The organism is Thalassobacillus sp. B23F22_16 (assembly GCF_043496955.1).
Lineage (GTDB): Bacteria > Bacillota > Bacilli > Bacillales > Halobacillaceae > Thalassobacillus > Thalassobacillus devorans_A.
On the sequence record NZ_JBIEKD010000023.1, the window covers coordinates 19,793 to 37,435 of the forward strand.

Below are 17,643 nucleotides of genomic sequence, written 5' to 3' on the forward strand. Positions count from 1 at the left end.
TTTCTTGTATGCGGCAGCATATTTGCCACTTAAAGTTAAATATAATTAAATTCTGGTTCTTCCCATTTGGAGTTATAATCAACCTTCAATGATTTATCATCAAAATACCAGGCATCTGAAGCTTCTACAAAAAAGGTGATGCCCTGGACTTGAGTAGAAGCGGCTGGTTCCTCTGGTTCGTCCATTTGGATTGCTAGTGAAAAGCCAGGCTGCAGCCCGCCGGAACCGCCATAGCGGACAAGAAAACGGATAGCTGCTCTACTACTGATTTCCAGTTCTTCTTCATACCATTTTGCTGCCTGTTCGGTTACTTCGATTTCCATTCGCTCCACTCCTTTTGTCGATGTATGGCATCTTCTGAAAAGGTGCCGGTTAAAAGAAATAAAGCAGGCTATCATCATTCAGCCTGCTTTATTTCTTTTTCCTCTCCGGTACAGGGTCAAAACCACCTGGATGGAATGGCTGACATTTAACGATCCTTACTATTGTCAAATACAACCCTTTTAAAAAGCCAAACCGTTGGAATGCTTCTAATCCGTATTGTGAACAGGTGGGATAGAAGCGGCAAGTTGGCGGCTTAAGGGGACTGATCACTTTTTGATAAAAGCGGATCAGCCCGATGAAGATATATTTCATATTTACCCGCCTTAGTTTCTTTCCTCGTTTTTATCATAGTGCAGGCTGGCAATCGCATCATGCAAGTGGATGGATTCTTCGTTTCTGCACGTCACTTTAAAGCTTTCCACAAACTCATATTCATATAAGTCAGCTGCCACCAGCCGTACGACATCTTCTACAAAGCGAGGATTTTCGTACGCCTGTTCTGTCACCATTTTTTCATCCGGACGTTTCAAAACCGGGTGAATTCGGGCGCTGGCATTACTTTCTGCCGCTTCCAACAATGCAGTTTTCCAATCATTTTCCTGTTCATTGAAATCTTCCGTCAACCGGACAGACATAGACACATAGCCTCGCTGGTTATGGGCGCTGTATTCACTGATTTCTTTAGAACATGGACAAAGGGTGGTAATAGCGGCAGTCAGGCCAACTTCGATATCATACCCTGTTTGTTTGTGGTATTTAACCTTCATTTCAGCGTCAGCATGGTTCATCCCGGCGAAGTCGGAAGCCGGTCCTTTTCGTTCAAAGAACCAAGGAAAGGAAACTTCTACTTCCGCATCCTCTTGCTTCAACCTGTCCGCCATTTCTTTCGTGAATTTTTTCAGGGTGGTCAGATCGATGGCGAAACCATCCTGATGGTATTCGTCCAGCTGCTGGGTAAAGCGGCTCATATTTGTCCCTTTGCTGTCCTGGGTAATAGATGAGCCAAATGTAAACGTGCCGATGGTTGTCTGGATTTCCGGTGTCAATTTACTCGGGATTCGAATGGGATGCTTAACATTGGAAATTCCCACGGTATCGATTTTGAACAGGAAGTCCTGTTTTGAATTTTGTAAGTCTACCATTTGTTCTTTTTCTACCGGCTTTGTTCTTGGCCCCGGCTCACTTGAACCGAATAATTTATGTCGTTCCTTTTTTGAAGGTAATTGTTTTTTATTCCTGATTTCTGTTTGAGACATAACTTTGACTCCTTTCAAGCCATAGCAGTGTTTCTATAGTTCAAAGTATACATGAACTGAAAAATATTATACAATTACATGCTTATTATGAGCTAAGTTGAGAAACTGCATGTTCACTTAAAGATTTTATCTTATTCCTTTTCAATAATATCATATTTTTGGCTGCTAAAATATGTTTCCTGACTTTTCAGCTTTGCAATAGGGGATTTAAATTTGTATATTATGTGAAAACATTCACATATTTATATTTTTTCTAACCCGTTAATATTATAATAGAGACAAACAATAAAGGAGGGCTTACCATGAGAGGGACAGCCGTTATATTAGAAAACAATAAATACATTGTGTTAGAAGAGGTAGAACGTACATGGATCGAAGGAATGGCAAAAACACATATATCGGAAAAAGAGTGCATCAATTATCCTTCCCTGGTCGGTTTTAAAGAAGAAGAAATTGACTGGGAATATGGCTATTGATAAAAAAGAAGCAGTTCAGCCAAAGGTCTGAACTGCTTCTTTTTACATCCATGTAATTTTAGGTTCTGTCTTATTCCTGATCCGTTTAATATTTTCCCGATGACGATAGATCACAAACAATGTAAGCAGAGTGATAACAATGAATAATCCAATGTCACCTAAGAAAAAAGAAACCGCCATGGATACGATCCCTGTGATCATAGAGGATAAGGATACATATTTAGTCAAGTAAAGCATTAAGAAAAATGTAGCAATCATGATAGCAAATACCAGTGGATTCACCCCAAGAATAACTCCTCCGGAAGTGGCCACTGCTTTTCCACCTCGAAAGCCCGCAAATACTGGATACATATGACCGATTACCGCTATAATACCGAAAATCAGAGGATTGATGTCTGGAACAAACAGAACAGCAAGTACGGTTGCAAGCGTACCTTTCAAAATATCTGCTATAGTGACAAATAGCCCGGCTTTCTTGCCAAGAACCCGAAAAGTATTGGTGCCCCCTAGGTTACCACTGCCATGTTCCCTAATATCAATACCGTAGCCAAGCTTCCCTACTAACAGACCTGAAGGAATAGATCCTAAAATATACGCTATGATTGCTAAAATAATGTATTCCATACTAAAACCCCTTTTTGTTGCCTATTCCTTACTTATTTTACCACGCAATTTGTCTGGTCAGTATAATCAAATCATGCTCTTGTTTCCCTTCGGCAGTTTTGTTCGCTAGAATGGTAGAAGGGGAAGAGTCCTGAGAGATGAAAATATTTCATTTACCTGATAATACTTGTCCTATGCATGGCAGGTGCTCTTATATTATATCTTATGCTTTCTGACAATCAAATAGAATTCAATCAGGTCGAGAGACAAATCCCCTCTTTATTATAAAAGACAAGAAGTTTCAGATTAAGCAGGCAGGAGATGAAGATGTTTTCCTTTTAAGTAAAATGGGTATAACTAAGTCAACATGTGTCTGGTGGAGGATTAAAGATGATAGAGTTTAAAAATGTAACCAAAACGTATCCCGATGGCACGACTGCATTAAGAGGTGTAACATTCTCCGTGAAAGAAGGAGAACTGTTGACGGTAGTCGGACCAAGCGGTTGTGGTAAAACGACAACAATGAAGATGATAAACAGGCTGATCAAGCCGACAGAAGGATCGATCTTCATACATAACAAAAATATCAAGGAATTCAATATCCATGAACTACGCTGGAATATTGGCTATGTCCTGCAACAGATTGCCTTATTTCCGCATATGACCATTGAAGAAAATATCGCAATCGTTCCGGAAATGAAAAAGTGGAAAAAGAAAGATATTTCTTCTCGTATTGATGAATTGATGAACATGGTCGGACTGGAACCGGAGACTTACCGGAAAAGAAAGCCGGATGAATTATCAGGTGGACAGCAGCAGCGGGTAGGAGTCATACGCGCTCTCGCCGCTGACCCTGATATCATATTGATGGATGAGCCGTTCAGTGCGCTCGACCCGATCAGCCGCGAAAAGCTTCAACAGGACATCCGGGAGTTGCAAAGGAAAATCAAAAAGACGATTGTGTTCGTCACTCATGATATGGACGAAGCTTTGGCTCTTGGTGATCGTGTATGTTTGATGAAAGAAGGGGAAATCGTACAGATAGATACGCCCCAGAACATGGTACTTGAACCTAAGAATGATTTTGTTAAAGAATTCATCGGAAATCGCAAATCGCCATGGCAGTCTGCTGTTGATGTCATCGCCGACAGAAGCGGCAGCAAGGTGCTCACCGAAACAGAATTCGACCAGAGAAAATTTGATTCCTATGGCGTCTATATCATGGAAGATGCTTCAGGGAATTATGTGAGTGGTGTCAAACAAGCGGAAAAAGTAGACTTACCTGTCCTTGAGAATGACCTTCCTCTAAAGAAAGCCGCTGATATTTTTGAACAGCATGGAGAAGAGTTGCTGCCAGTAGTTAAAGGCCAGCGGTTAATTGGCACCCTCTCCTATCGGGAAATCGTTCTTCACCTCAAGCAACACGTTTCCACAGAGAATGGGGTGATACGGTCATGAAGGAATTCTTAGATGTATTAGAGCGCCGTCAGGACGTGTTATGGCCGACGATTTGGGAGCACCTTCAAATTTCCATTGTCGCCCTGGTCATCGCAACGTTAATTTCGCTTCCTTTAGGTTTAATTTTAACTAGAAACCAGCGGATAGCAGAACCAATTATCGGGCTTACAGCCATTTTGCAGACAATTCCTAGTCTGGCGGTCTTAGCATTCCTGATACCTTTCTTCGGTATCGGCCAGACACCAGCAATTATTGCGTTGACAGCATATGGACTGCTCCCAATATTAAGAAACACCTATACCGGGATAAAAGAAGTCGATCCCGCCCTAAAAGAGGCCGCGACCGGAATGGGAATGAGTTCGTTCCGGCGCTTATCACGTGTAGAACTGCCGCTGGCAATGCCTGTCATCATGGCCGGGATTCGTACATCGATGGTTCTTATTGTTGGTACTACTACGATTGCTGCTTTAATCGGAGCTGGCGGACTTGGGGACATTATCCTGCTTGGTTTAGACCGAGGAGGAGATTTGAACCTTATCCTACTAGGGGCTATTCCTGCCGCTTTATTAGCGATCATACTGGATTTAATCCTGCGGATGTTTGAACGGACTTCCGCCAAATCAGGTTTCCGTTCACTCGTCAGTCTCCTTGTGATAGCTGCATTGATTGCAGTCGGACCACTCGCTTTTGGCGGTGGTGCCAAATCGGATATTAAAATCGGGGCAAAACTGGGGGCAGAACCTTCTATCCTGATCAATATGTACAAGCTGATGATTGAAGAAGAGACAGATCTATCCGTTGAGCTTGTACCAAATCTCGGAAAGACAGATGTCGTATTCAGCGCGCTTCAAGAAGGCAGCATTGATCTTTACCCTGAATTTACAGGTACCGCGTTAGTGAGCTTATTAAATCAGGAAGCGGAAAGCACAGACGAACGGGAAGTCTATCAATCAGCTGCAGAAGGATTAGCACAGGAGTATAGCCTTGCTTACCTTGAACCAATGCAATATAACAACACTTATGCCATAGCTACTACGCAGGAGTTCGCTGATCAATACGACTTAGAGACGATAGCAGACCTTAAACCGATTGAAGACCAGGTAACAGCAGGTTTTACACTTGAATTCAATGATAGAGAAGATGGTTATCAGGGAATTAAACAACTTTATAATTTAGAATTTGGCGAAGTCAGGACGATGGATGCCGGTTTAAGGGAAGGTGCCATCGAAAAAGGAGAAGTGGACATCATTGATGCCTACTCGACAGACAGTTATGTGGAAGGATTGAACTTAAAAGTACTGGAAGATAATGAAAACCTCTTCCCTCCATACCAGGGTGCACCGCTGCTTCGTCAGGAAACGCTTGATAAATATCCTGAACTGGAAGAAATCTTAAACCGGCTGGGTGGCAAGATTACTGGCGATCAAATGCGGGAAATGAATTATAAAGTAGAAGAAGAGGATGTAGATCCTGAGGAAGTAGCCAGAGAATTTCTGGAAGCAGAAGGATTATTGTAAAGGAGGCTGTATAATGGCATATCAACACCCCGATAATGAGACGATCATTCAAGCTTTAAAAGATACGAAAACAATCGCTGTTGTCGGTCTTTCTGATAAGGAATACCGCACCTCTTATCAGATTGCCAAAGAAATGCAGGATGCAGGCTACCGGATCATTCCTGTAAATCCGATGGTGGATCAGGTGCTTGGGGAACAAGCATATGACTCCTTACTTGACGTGAAAGAATCATTTGAAATGATCAATGTTTTTCGTCGGTCAGAGCATCTTACTTCCCTGGCAAAGGAAGCGCTCCAGACTGATGCAAAGATTTTTTGGGCCCAGCAGGGAGTCCAGGATGATGACGCTTATGAATACTTGAAAAAACATGATTTTACCGTCATGATGGATATGTGTTTAAAAGTAGCCCATGCTGTTCTTATGAAATGAAGCCGATAAATGACCAGTAAAAATCCCTGTACTTACAGGGATTTTTTACTGAGTATGGAAAACGTTACTTGCGTCTTTTGTCAAAAAGGCTAAAATAGAACAAGCAGATATGTATTGTCATTTACACGTTCGAACGTTTGTTCTATTATAGAAATAGATAGGTAAGTCAGAAGGGAGACGTAGGCATTTTGGTTAAACAATCACAGCAATATTCAGATGACTCCATACAAGTATTGGAAGGATTGGAAGCTGTCAGGAAACGTCCAGGTATGTATATCGGAAGCACCGACCATCGGGGACTGCATCATTTGGTTTATGAAATCGTCGATAATGCTGTCGATGAGGCGCTAGCCGGTTTCGGTAACCGAATTACCGTCACTTTGAATAAAGATGGCAGTGTGTCAGTCGAGGATGAAGGACGAGGGATGCCAACAGGCATGCATAAAATGGGGAAACCTACCCCGGAAGTAATCTTGACTGTTCTTCACGCCGGCGGAAAATTCGGCCAGGGGGGCTACAAGACAAGTGGTGGCTTGCACGGTGTCGGGGCTTCGGTGGTCAATGCCCTGTCAGAATGGCTGGAAGTTACCATCCACCGGGATGGGCAGACCTATGTCCAGCGTTTTGAAAACGGAGGGGTTCCGGTCACATCGCTTGATAAAACGAAGAAAACGAGAAAAAGCGGGACGATTATTACCTTCAAGCCTGACCCTACTATTTTTTCCACTACCACCTACAATTTTGAAACTTTATCGGAACGCTTAAGAGAGGCAGCATTTTTACTTAAGGGTGTGGAAATTAAACTGATTGATGCGCGTAAAGACATCGAAGAAAGCTACCAGTATGAAGAAGGTTTGAAAGCCTTTGTCAGTTACTTGAATGAAGAAAAGGATACCCTGCATCCGGTAGTGGCTTTCGAAGGGGAGCAAAATGGCATTGAAATTGATTTTGCTTTTCAATTTAATGATGGCTTCGCAGAAAGTATGCTGTCTTTTGTCAACAACGTACGGACAAAGGACGGAGGAACGCATGAGTCCGGCGCAAAAACGGCTATAACGAGGATTTTCAATGACCATGCGCGAAAGACCAACCTGTTAAAAGAAAAAGATAAAAACCTGGAAGGTAATGATATTCGCGAAGGTTTTACAGCGATCGTCTCGGCACGAATTCCGGAGGAGCTATTACAGTTCGAGGGACAGACGAAAAGTAAACTCGGTACCTCAGAAGCAAGATCGGCTGTCGATGCTATCGTTTCGAGTAAGTTGTCGTACTTTCTGGAAGAAAATCCAGATATCGCATCTTTACTGATCAAGAAGGCAATCAGAGCGAAGGAAGCTCGTGAAGCAGCAAGAAAGGCCAGGGAAGATGCAAGGTCAGGCAAGAAAAAGAAACGGAAAGAAACCATGCTCAGTGGGAAACTGACACCTGCTCAATCAAGGAATCCGAAGAAAAATGAACTTTACCTCGTCGAAGGTGATTCAGCAGGCGGCTCTGCTAAACAAGGACGTGACCGAAAATTCCAGGCCATCCTCCCCCTAAGGGGAAAGGTAATCAATACAGAAAAGGCGAAAATAGCCGATATATTTAAAAACGAAGAGATTTCAACAATCATCCATACGATCGGAGCTGGGGTCGGCGGTGATTTTGATCTCGAAGACTGTAATTACGATAAAATCGTCATCATGACGGACGCAGATACTGATGGAGCTCATATCCAGGTATTGCTCCTGACTTTCTTTTACCGGTATATGCGGCCGCTTGTAGAAGCCGGCAAAGTGTTCATTGCCCTGCCGCCTCTTTATAAGGTTTCCAAAGGGAAAGGGAAAAAAGAACAAATAGAATATGCCTGGGATGAAGATGGCATGGAAGCAGCAGTCAGAAAATTTAAGAGCGGCTATATTATTCAGCGTTACAAAGGTCTCGGTGAAATGAATGCCGATCAGCTATGGGAGACGACGATGGATCCGGCTACACGTACACTGATCAGGGTGACGATTGACGATCTCGCCCGTGCCGAACGACGGGTAACGACATTAATGGGAGATAAAGTCGAGCCACGGAGGAAATGGATTGAGTCCCATGTCGCATTTGGGTTGGAAGACGAAGCAAACATCCTGGAAAATGACAAAATTCAGAACTAGAGGAGGATATTCTTTTGGCGGAAGTGGAAAATTACTTAGATTTACCTTTAGAAGAGGTCATTGGCGACCGGTTCGGAAGGTATAGTAAATACATCATACAGGAACGGGCGCTGCCGGATGCCCGCGATGGGTTGAAACCTGTGCAGCGGAGGATTCTGTATGCGATGCATCAGGAAAAGAATACACATGATAAAGCTTTCCGGAAATCTGCGAAAACAGTAGGAACAGTAATCGGTAATTATCACCCCCATGGAGATACCTCTGTCTATGATGCGATGGTACGGCTGAGTCAGGAATGGAAAGTGCGGAAACACTTAGTAGAAATGCATGGAAATAACGGAAGCGTCGACGGAGACCCTCCTGCTGCCATGCGTTATACAGAAGCCCGTTTATCCAGCATTTCTTCTGAGCTTTTACGGGATATCGAAAAGGAAACAGTAGATTTCATTCCTAACTTTGATGACACCATCTATGAACCTGTCGTTTTGCCTGCAAAATTTCCAAACCTTTTGGTCAACGGTTCAACTGGTATATCGGCAGGTTATGCTACAGATATTCCTCCCCATAACCTCGGTGAAGTGATCGATGCTGTCATCATGAAAATTGAAAAGCAGAATGTGACGACTAGCGAACTGATGACTAAACTGAAAGGGCCGGATTTCCCGACAGGAGGAATCATCCAGGGGGAAGAAGGCATTAGAAAAGCGTATGAAACCGGTAAAGGTAAGGTCATTTTACGCGGGAGAGCAAATATTGAAAGCATCAAAGGAAATAAGGAACAAATCGTTATTGATGAAATCCCTTATGAAGTTAATAAAGCTAACCTAGTCAAACGTATGGACGAACTGCGTATCGACCGTAAAGTGGAAGGGATTGCAGAGGTGCGGGATGAAACAGACCGTACAGGACTCCGTATCGTAATAGAACTGAAAAAAGAAGCAAATAGTGAAGGCGTTTTGAATTATCTCTATAAAAATACTGATTTGCAGATTACCTATCATTTCAATATGGTAGCAATTAAGGATCGCACGCCAACGCTGCTTAATTTACAGCAGATCCTTGAATCGTATATCGCCCATCAAAAAGAAGTGGTGACTCGGCAGTCCAACTACGATTTAAAGAAGGCGAAGGCACGCGCCCACATCGTAGAAGGTCTGATTAAAGCTATTTCGATTCTGGATGAGGTGATTGCAACGATCCGTGCTTCCAAGGACAAGCAGGATGCCAAAAAACGATTGATTCAAGCTTACGATTTCACAGAAGAACAGGCAGAAGCAATCGTCAATCTTCAGTTATACCGTCTTACAAATACTGATATCACAGCACTTGAAAAGGAAGCGGCTGAACTAAGAGAACGCATCGCATACTTAGAAGAAATACTGGCAGATGAACGGAAATTATTAAAAGTCGTCAAATCCGACCTGAAGAAGTTAAAGAAGCAGTATAATGATGAACGCAGAACTAAAATAGAGGCCGAAATCGAAGAGTTGAAGATTAACTTAGAAGTCATGGTGGCCAGTGAAGATATCATCGTCTCGGTAACCAGGGATGGCTACGTGAAACGGACAAGCCTTCGTTCCTATGCTGCATCAAATGGGGAAGATTTTGCGATTAAAGACGGTGATCATCTGCTGCGGCTGATCGAAATCAATACAACGGATAAGCTTCTTTTGTTCACTAACAAAGGAAATTATCTCTATTTACCTGTCCATGAAATTCCGGATATCCGCTGGAAGGATCTCGGTCAGCATATCGCAAATCTCGTTCCCATCAACAAAGATGAGAAGATTGTCGCTGCTTATCCGGTAAGAGATTTCAAGGAAGATAAGTGTTTATTATTCTTTACAAAGAACGGAATGGTCAAAAAGAGTGAACTGGCGCTGTATGAAGCACAGCGTTATTCGAAACCGCTTGTGGCGATCAATTTAAAAGTTGAGGACGAGGTGACGGATGTCCACGTAACCGATGGCCATTCGGATATATTCATCGCTTCCGATAAAGGCTATGCCCTCTGGTATCATGAAAGCGAAGTGAAAACAGTAGGACAGCGGGCTGCAGGCGTCAAAGCGATTACTTTGAAAGAAGGCGAACAAGTCGTTTCAGGACAGGTTTTCGATGATTTGTCCGATCCGTCCATCGTCATTATCACCCATAGAGGTGCATTGAAGCGTATGCGCTTAAAAGAATTCGAGCAAAGCTCCCGCGCCAAACGGGGCGTTGTCATGCTTCGTGAGCTGAAAAAGAATCCACACCGTCTCGTCAACATGCATCTGATTGAATCAGGCCAGGAGCTGCAAGTGAAAAGTGAAAACGGAGAAGTTTTAACCATCAACCCGATGCAATACAAAGCAAATGACCGCTACAGCAACGGTTCCTATATTGTCGATACCGATCAAAGCGGGGAAGTCATCGACTCCTGGGTTAAAAATGAATACGAAAAGCCATTCGAAACGGAAGAACAAAATTCCTGACTGACATCCAGGCGTGCAGCCTGGATGTTTTTGTATATTATTCGCCAAAAAGTCTTTGTGTTTTCTGAAAAATGTGATAAAATTGTGACAAATGTCTAGTGGGAAAGGGGATGATGTATGGCAGGGTTAAGGGAGTCAATCCTTAGAACCTCGCTTGAGTTGTTTGAGCAAAAAGGGTTTCATGGAGTGACCGTCAACCAAATTGTAGCAGCCTCTAACACTTCGAAAGGTGGATTCTATCATCATTTCCAATCGAAAGATGAGCTGTTGTTCGTCATTCACGACACATTCATTACATATGTATTGAAAGAAGCGAATGCAGCAAATGAAATCCACAAATCTCCCATCAAGAAGATTCAATCAATCATCAAAGCATTTGTAAAAGTTTTCGACTTATACAAACCACACATCTCCGTATTCTACCAGGAAAGCAATTATTTAAAACCTGAATATGAAGAGCAAATCAAACGTAAGCGCGATGCATTCAAGCAGATGGTCTTTCAAGTGATTGAAGAAGGCCAGGAAACCGGCGACTTCCGCAAAGAATTGCCAATGGAGATCACCGGCATGGCAATCCTCGGAATGGTCAACTGGATTTATAAATGGTATACACCAGAAGGGAAATATACCATTGATGAAATCGCAGATGTCTATGTGGATATTATCCTTCATGCTATATTGACTACCAATGTAGTTTCCGAGGAAAATTTCCAGTCCCACATGCTTGAGCGCCCTTTTTTTACCGAAAAAAAGTAACCGCTTACATTAATTTTTGAGCATTACAGACCAACCAGTCGGTCTCTAAAGAATGGATAATAAGGGGGAGCATTATGAACTTTGAATTGACAAAAGAACAGGAAATGACCCGTAAAATGGTACGGGATTTTGCGGAGAATGTCATTCAGCCACGAGCGATTGATCTGGATGTGAAAGCAGAATTTCCGGAAGATATTTTTAAAGAGATGGGGAAACTCGGGTTGCTTGGCATCCCTTTCCCGGAAGAATACGGAGGGGTCGGAGGCGATACAGTAACTTACGCCTTAGCAGTAGAAGAAATCGGCCGTGTCTGCGGGGGTACCGGCCTTAGTTATGCAGCAGCCGTGTCACTCGGTTCAAGCCCAATCTATTATTTTGGCACAGAAGAGCAAAAGCAAGAATATTTGGTTCCTCTTGCTAAAGGTGAAGGACTCGCTTCCTTTGGACTTACCGAACCGAATGCCGGTTCTGATGCGGGTGGTACGCAAACACGTGCTAAGCTAGAGGGCGATGAATATGTCATCAACGGGGAAAAAAGCTGGATTACCAATGCCGGCTATGCGCGCTCCATTACCGTTACCGCTGTTTCCGGAAAGAGAGAGGACGGCAAAAATGTCATTTCGGCATTTATTGTACCAGCAGATACCCCAGGACTTACGATTAACAGTAACTATGACAAAATGGGGGTACGTGCTTCCAATACTTGTGAAATCATTTTGGAGGATGTCAGGGTTCCAAAGGAGAATATATTAGGTGACCCTGAAAAAGGCTTCGGTCAGTTTTTATATACCCTCGATGGCGGCAGAATTTCTATAGCTGCCTTGGCCGTGGGTATCGCTCAGGCATCGCTTGATCGTGCACTCGCTTATGCCAAAGAACGTAAACAGTTTGGAAAAACAATCTCCAATTTCCAGGCCATCCAGTTCAAACTTGCTGATATGGCGATGGAAGTGGAGCTTGCCAGGAATATGGTAATGAAGGCCGCATGGTTGAAAGATCAGGGCAAACCGTTCACGAAGGAATCAGCCTATGCAAAGCTGTTCGCTTCTGAAACCGCTTTCCGATCAGCGAACCAGGCTATTCAAATCCATGGTGGCTATGGATATATGCGTGAATACGAAGTAGAGCGTTACCTGCGTGATGCGAAGTTGTTAGAAATCGGGGAAGGCACTTCAGAAATCCAGCGTCTGGTCATTGCCCGTCAGCTGGGTTGCTAAAAAATTACGAGGAGGAACCGTATGACTTTATTGAAACAAACTGTCGGTGAAATTTTAGAAGAAAAGGCGCAGGCTCATCCGGATCATGAGGCTTTTGTCTATCCAGAATTGAATCTTCGTAAAACATATAAAGAATTAGATGAAATGACTGATAAAGCAGCTAAAGGATTTATGGCTATGGGCATCGAAAAGGGCGAACACGTAGCTATTTGGGCTGACAACAAACCGGAATGGCTGATCTCCCAATTTGCTACTGGAAAGATGGGGGCTGTATTAGTAACAGTCAATACCAATTACCGCGCCCAGGAGCTGGAATATCTGCTAAAACAGTCAGATACGACGACATTAATCCTGACTGAATCCTTCCGCGGGGCATCCTATATCGATATTCTGAAAGAAGTCTGCCCTGAGCTTGAAGTCTCCGAGAAAGGAGATATTCAATGTGCGAAACTGCCGAATTTAAAGCGGGTCATTGTCCTGAGCGATAAAGAGTATAAGGGCTGCTATAAATGGCAGGAGCTAATGGATATGGGGGAAGACGTAGCTGATGAAGCATTGAAACAGAGAAAATCAATGCTGACGTATGATGAAGTCATCAACATGCAGTATACCTCTGGAACTACCGGTTTTCCGAAGGGAGTTATGCTCACCCATTACAATATCGTCAATAATGGAAAACAAGTGGCTGAGGCAATGAAAATGACAAAAGATGACCGGCTTTGCATTCCGGTACCTTTCTTTCATTGTTTCGGCTGTGTGATGAGTACGATTGCCTGTGTAACCCAGGGAGCGACGATGGTTATTTTAGAGCAATTCGACCCTGAAAAAGTACTGAATGCAGTAGAGAGTGAACAATGTACGGCATTACATGGGGTACCAACGATGTTCATTGCTGAATTGAACCACCCTCGTTTTGAAAGCTTTAACACAGATTCGCTTCGAACTGGTATTATGGCGGGATCCTCCTGCCCAATGGAAGTCATGAAGGACGTCATCAATAAAATGGGAGCAGAAGAGATAACCATCGCTTATGGGCAGACGGAGTCTTCCCCGGTTATTACGCAGACGCGTACAGATGACACGATCGAACGGCGTGTCAGTACGGTAGGAAAAGCTCACCCGAATGTGGAAGTGAAAATCGTCGATCCAAGTATGAACCAGGAAGTGGAACGAGGGGTACCAGGTGAACTCTGTACACGCGGCTATCTCGTCATGGAAGGCTATTATAAAAATGAAGAAGCAACCCAGATGGCAATAGATACAGAAGGCTGGCTTCACACTGGTGATATTGGTGTCATGGATGAGGATGGCTATGTTGAAATTACCGGCCGAATCAAAGACATGATCATCCGTGGCGGTGAAAACGTCTACCCACGTGAAATAGAAGAGTTTTTGTATCAGCATCCCGATGTGCTGGATGTTCAGGTAGTAGGTATCCCGGACAGTAAGTATGGGGAGGAAATCATGGCCTGGATAATCCCGAAAGAAGGGAAGACGCTGACGGAACGTAATATCAGGGAATTCTGTGAAGGGAAAATATCCAAACATAAAATTCCTCGTTATATCGAATTCACTGACGAGTATCCAATGACAGCAAGTGGGAAAATCCAGAAGTTTAAGCTGAGAGAAACGGCATTGGAAAAATTACAGTCAAAATCTTAACTGAAGGAGGAGAGTCCGTGTTTAAAAAAGTACTAATTGCCAATCGTGGTGAAATAGCTGCTCGCATTATCCGTACATGTAAGAAAATGAATATAGCAACCGTCGCTGTATACTCAGAAGCGGACGAGCAAGCTCCTTATGTAAAAGAAGCAGATGAAAGTTTTTTAATTGGAAAACCGCGTGTGAATGAATCATACCTGAACATTGATAATATACTTCATGCTGCCAAAGAATCAGGTGCAGAAGCTATTCATCCGGGATATGGACTGTTGAGCGAAAATGCCGGGTTTGCCAAAAGATGCAGGGAAGCCGGGTTTACTTTTATAGGCCCGTCGGAAGATGTGATGGCGACCATGGGGGATAAAGTAGCTGCAAGACAAGCGATGAAAGAAGCAGGCGTCCCGATCGTCCCGGGTACCGATCAGGCAGTGACAGATGTCGAGGAAGCGAAAGCGTACGCCAATGAATTCGGTTACCCGGTCATGCTGAAAGCAGCTGCAGGGGGAGGCGGCATCGGCATGCAGGCGGTCAATGACGATGACGAATTGGAAAAAGCATTTGAGGGAAACTCCAAGCGTGCGGAATCATTCTTCGGAAATGGCACCATGTTCTTAGAAAAGCAGATTTTGAATCCGCGGCATATAGAAATCCAGGTGCTGGCGGACAGCCATGGAAATGCTGTTCATTTATTCGAGCGGGAATGCTCGATCCAGCGGAGGCACCAAAAGGTAGTGGAAGAAGCTCCGTCACCTTTTTTATCCGAGTCAACCCGGAACGACATGGGAGAGACAGCGATTCAGGCGGTTCAGGCATTGCACTATAAGAATGCTGGAACGATTGAATTTTTGGTAGATAGAGAGGAAAACTTCTACTTTTTAGAAATGAATACCAGGCTGCAGGTCGAACATCCGGTAACCGAAGAAATCACAGGAATTGATCTTGTAGAACAACAGCTCAGAGTAGCCTATGGAGAAGAGTTAGCTTTCCGGCAGGATGACCTGAAACGGAATGGTCATGCAATTGAAGTAAGGATCTATGCAGAAGATCCTGTCAGGTTCTTTCCTTCGCCGGGACAATTGACGAAATTTGAGGTTCCAAAAGGGGAAGGTATCCGTCACGAACTCGCCGTGGCAGGAAATTCGATGGTTACACCTTTCTATGATCCGATGATAGCTAAGCTGATTGCTTATGGAGAAGACCGCGACCAGGCGATTTTCCGCATGAAAGAAGCATTGGAAAACTATCAGGTCGAAGGGATAAAGACAAATATTCCTATGCTGAAGGATGTAATCGCACATGATAATTTCAAACAAGGAGAGACAGAGACATCTTTCGTCGAGAAATACTATTTACCAGCAGTAACGAATAACTGAGGAGGAAGCAGATATGACAGAAATCAAAGCATCAATGGCAGGAAGTGTATGGAAAGTAGTAGCAGGGCAAGGAGATACCATCAACAATGGTCAGGATATTGTCATCCTGGAATCTATGAAAATGGAAATACCGGTCCCTGCAGAAGCAGACGGTACCATCAAGGAATTGAAAGTAAGCGAAGGGGACTTCGTCAATGAGGGCGATGTCATCGCAATCATCGAATAAATAGGGGCTGTTTGCATGTTACAACTACCGGAAAGTGTCACCATCAAGGAGGTCGGTCCAAGGGACGGCCTCCAAAATGAAACTAATAAAATAGCAACCGAAGATAAAGTAGCCTGGATAGATCAACTGTCTGAGACAGGGCTGCCCTATATCGAAATATCGTCCTTTGTACATCCGAAATGGATTCCGCAGCTGGCTGATGCAAAAGAGGTCGCACAGGCCATCAAACGGAATGCTGGGATTACCTATGCTGCATTAGTACCGAACATTAAAGGACTGGAGCGGGCGATCGAAACGGAAATTGATGAGGTTTCCATTTTCATGTCCAGCAGTGAAACTCACAACAAAAAGAATATCAATAAAACGATTGAGGAAACATATCCCGTCCTGCAAGAAGTCGTAGATGGAGCCAAACAAGCCGGAAAAACTGTTCGTGGCTATGTATCTACTGTTTTCGGGTGTCCATACGATGGACACGTACCTGTCGAGCAGGTGCTCCGCGTATGTGACCGGTTATTTGAAATGGGGATTGATGAACTTTCGTTAGGAGATACCATCGGAGTTGCTGACCCGAAACATGTAGATCTTGTTTTAAAAGAAGTGAAGCAGCACTTTTCATTTGATCAGATAGCGATGCACTTTCATAACACCCGAGGGATGGCGTTAGCGAATGTGCTGGTTTCCCTGCAGCATGGCATAACCACGTTTGACGGTGCTTTAGGCGGTCTTGGCGGCTGTCCGTATGCGAAAGGAGCATCCGGTAATCTTGCGACAGATGACCTTGTCCATATGCTGCATCAAATGGGAGTAGAAACCGGGATCCAGCAGGACAAACTACACGAGTCAGCTGCTTTCATCCAAAGGAAATTAGGAAAAGAATTGCCGAGTCATCAAATGCAGGTGATGAACCGTTCATCATAAGGAGGCTAAGCGATGTGGGAATTAGTGAAGCTGGAAGAGCCGGCTGATCATGTCAAAAGATTAACATTAAACCGGCCAGATGCAGCCAATGCTTTATCCAAGCAATTGCTGTATGAAATTAATGAGGCGCTGGCAGAAGTGGAAAAGCATAAAAACACACGCTGTCTACTGATTACGGCAAGCGGCGGTAAAGCTTTTTGTGCCGGTGCGGATCTGAAAGAGCGTGCCGGTATGACAGAGCAGGAAGTGGTTGATACGGTCACCCTGATCGGTGACACCATCCATCGGGTGGAACGACTGGATATACCAACGATTGCGGTCATCAATGGAGTAGCTTTTGGGGGAGGTTTAGAGCTTGCGCTTGCCTGCGATCTCCGGCTTAGTTCAAACAGTGCAAAGATGGGATTGACGGAAACATCGCTCGGGATTATTCCGGGAGCAGGTGGAACACAAAGACTTTCCAGGCTTATTGGACTAGGAAAGGCGAAGGAACTGATTTTTACTGCCAAACCGATTACATGTGAAACGGCACGGGCCATCGGCCTTGTAGAATATGCTTATGACCCATCGATATTGCAGGGGGAAGCGTTAGCCATGGCTGAGCGGATCGCCAATAATGCACCAATCGCACTTAGACAGGCAAAAAAGGCTATCCACGAGGGATTCCAGACAGATATCGAAACGGGACTGCAAATTGAAAAGAAGTGCTACCAGACCACGATACCTACGAAGGATCGTCTGGAAGGGTTACAAGCTTTCAAAGAAAAGAGAAAGCCTATCTACCGTGGTGAATAGAACAGGAGGGACAGCTT

At 44.0% G+C, this 17,643-nt stretch carries 17 protein-coding genes; 13 read left to right on the top strand and 4 right to left on the bottom strand.

Features of this window, described 5'->3' with window-relative positions:
* Positions 1-35 precede the first annotated feature (35 nt).
* The 3 genes from ACGTNI_RS15900 to folE2 all read right to left on the bottom strand — a co-directional run bounded on the left by ACGTNI_RS15900 (position 36) and on the right by folE2 (position 1,580).
* Positions 36-323, bottom strand: coding sequence for a HesB/YadR/YfhF family protein (locus ACGTNI_RS15900; protein WP_394463705.1), 288 nt, complete (start codon positions 321-323; stop codon positions 36-38).
* Between the two features lie 88 nt (positions 324-411).
* Positions 412-636: a membrane protein insertion efficiency factor YidD gene (yidD, locus tag ACGTNI_RS15905; protein ID WP_394463706.1), complete on the bottom strand. Its 225-nt coding sequence runs from the start codon at positions 634-636 to the stop codon at positions 412-414.
* 11 nt (positions 637-647) lie between these two features.
* Complete coding sequence (gene folE2 / locus ACGTNI_RS15910; RefSeq protein ID WP_394463707.1) at positions 648-1,580, bottom strand: GTP cyclohydrolase FolE2; 933 nt, start codon at positions 1,578-1,580, stop codon at positions 648-650.
* A 302-nt stretch (positions 1,581-1,882) separates the two neighbouring features.
* Between folE2 and ACGTNI_RS15915 the strand changes: the two genes are divergently transcribed.
* The gene (locus ACGTNI_RS15915; RefSeq protein WP_394463708.1) at positions 1,883-2,056 is read left to right on the top strand and encodes a hypothetical protein; all 174 of its coding nucleotides are present in this window, start codon (positions 1,883-1,885) and stop codon (positions 2,054-2,056) included.
* Positions 2,057-2,098: 42 nt separating this feature from the next.
* Here the strand turns inward: ACGTNI_RS15915 and plsY are convergent, their stop codons facing one another.
* Positions 2,099-2,680, bottom strand: a complete 582-nt coding sequence (plsY, locus tag ACGTNI_RS15920; protein ID WP_085508522.1) for a glycerol-3-phosphate 1-O-acyltransferase PlsY — start codon at positions 2,678-2,680, stop codon at positions 2,099-2,101.
* A gap of 369 nt (positions 2,681-3,049) precedes the next feature.
* On the opposite strand from plsY, the gene ACGTNI_RS15925 reads away from it, so the two are divergent.
* The 12 genes from ACGTNI_RS15925 (at position 3,050) to ACGTNI_RS15980 (ending at position 17,626) form a co-directional block, all read left to right on the top strand.
* A complete protein-coding gene (locus ACGTNI_RS15925) occupies positions 3,050-4,117 on the top strand; it encodes an ABC transporter ATP-binding protein (RefSeq protein WP_394463709.1) in 1,068 nt (355 codons plus the stop codon).
* Positions 4,114-5,634, top strand: a complete 1,521-nt coding sequence (locus tag ACGTNI_RS15930) for an ABC transporter permease/substrate-binding protein (RefSeq protein ID WP_394463710.1) — start codon at positions 4,114-4,116, stop codon at positions 5,632-5,634. The genes ACGTNI_RS15925 and ACGTNI_RS15930 overlap by 4 nt, the downstream gene beginning before the upstream one ends.
* Positions 5,635-5,647: 13 nt before the next feature.
* On the top strand, positions 5,648-6,064 hold the full coding sequence (locus ACGTNI_RS15935; RefSeq protein ID WP_394463711.1) for a CoA-binding protein: 417 nt from the start codon (positions 5,648-5,650) through the stop codon (positions 6,062-6,064).
* Positions 6,065-6,252: 188 nt separating this feature from the next.
* Entirely contained in the window at positions 6,253-8,205 is a 1,953-nt protein-coding gene (gene parE, locus ACGTNI_RS15940; protein ID WP_394463712.1) for a DNA topoisomerase IV subunit B, read from the top strand.
* A gap of 14 nt (positions 8,206-8,219) precedes the next feature.
* Positions 8,220-10,676 carry a DNA topoisomerase IV subunit A gene (parC, locus tag ACGTNI_RS15945; protein WP_394463713.1) on the top strand — a complete coding sequence of 819 codons (2,457 nt, stop codon included), beginning with the start codon at positions 8,220-8,222 and terminating at the stop codon, positions 10,674-10,676.
* Positions 10,677-10,793: 117 nt separating this feature from the next.
* A complete protein-coding gene (locus ACGTNI_RS15950; protein ID WP_085508533.1) occupies positions 10,794-11,432 on the top strand; it encodes a TetR/AcrR family transcriptional regulator in 639 nt (212 codons plus the stop codon).
* 74 nt (positions 11,433-11,506) lie between these two features.
* Complete coding sequence (locus ACGTNI_RS15955) at positions 11,507-12,649, top strand: acyl-CoA dehydrogenase (protein WP_085508535.1); 1,143 nt, start codon at positions 11,507-11,509, stop codon at positions 12,647-12,649.
* Between the two features lie 21 nt (positions 12,650-12,670).
* Positions 12,671-14,311, top strand: coding sequence for an AMP-binding protein (locus ACGTNI_RS15960; protein ID WP_394463714.1), 1,641 nt, complete (start codon positions 12,671-12,673; stop codon positions 14,309-14,311).
* 17 nt (positions 14,312-14,328) lie between these two features.
* Complete coding sequence (locus tag ACGTNI_RS15965) at positions 14,329-15,684, top strand: acetyl-CoA carboxylase biotin carboxylase subunit (RefSeq protein WP_394463715.1); 1,356 nt, start codon at positions 14,329-14,331, stop codon at positions 15,682-15,684.
* A gap of 13 nt (positions 15,685-15,697) precedes the next feature.
* On the top strand, positions 15,698-15,910 hold the full coding sequence (locus tag ACGTNI_RS15970; protein WP_062446054.1) for an acetyl-CoA carboxylase biotin carboxyl carrier protein subunit: 213 nt from the start codon (positions 15,698-15,700) through the stop codon (positions 15,908-15,910).
* Positions 15,911-15,925: 15 nt separating this feature from the next.
* Positions 15,926-16,831 (top strand): hydroxymethylglutaryl-CoA lyase, encoded by a 906-nt coding sequence (locus tag ACGTNI_RS15975; protein ID WP_394463716.1) that lies wholly within the window; start codon positions 15,926-15,928, stop codon positions 16,829-16,831.
* A gap of 12 nt (positions 16,832-16,843) precedes the next feature.
* The gene (locus tag ACGTNI_RS15980; RefSeq protein WP_394463717.1) at positions 16,844-17,626 is read left to right on the top strand and encodes an enoyl-CoA hydratase; all 783 of its coding nucleotides are present in this window, start codon (positions 16,844-16,846) and stop codon (positions 17,624-17,626) included.
* Positions 17,627-17,643: the final 17 nt, after the last annotated feature.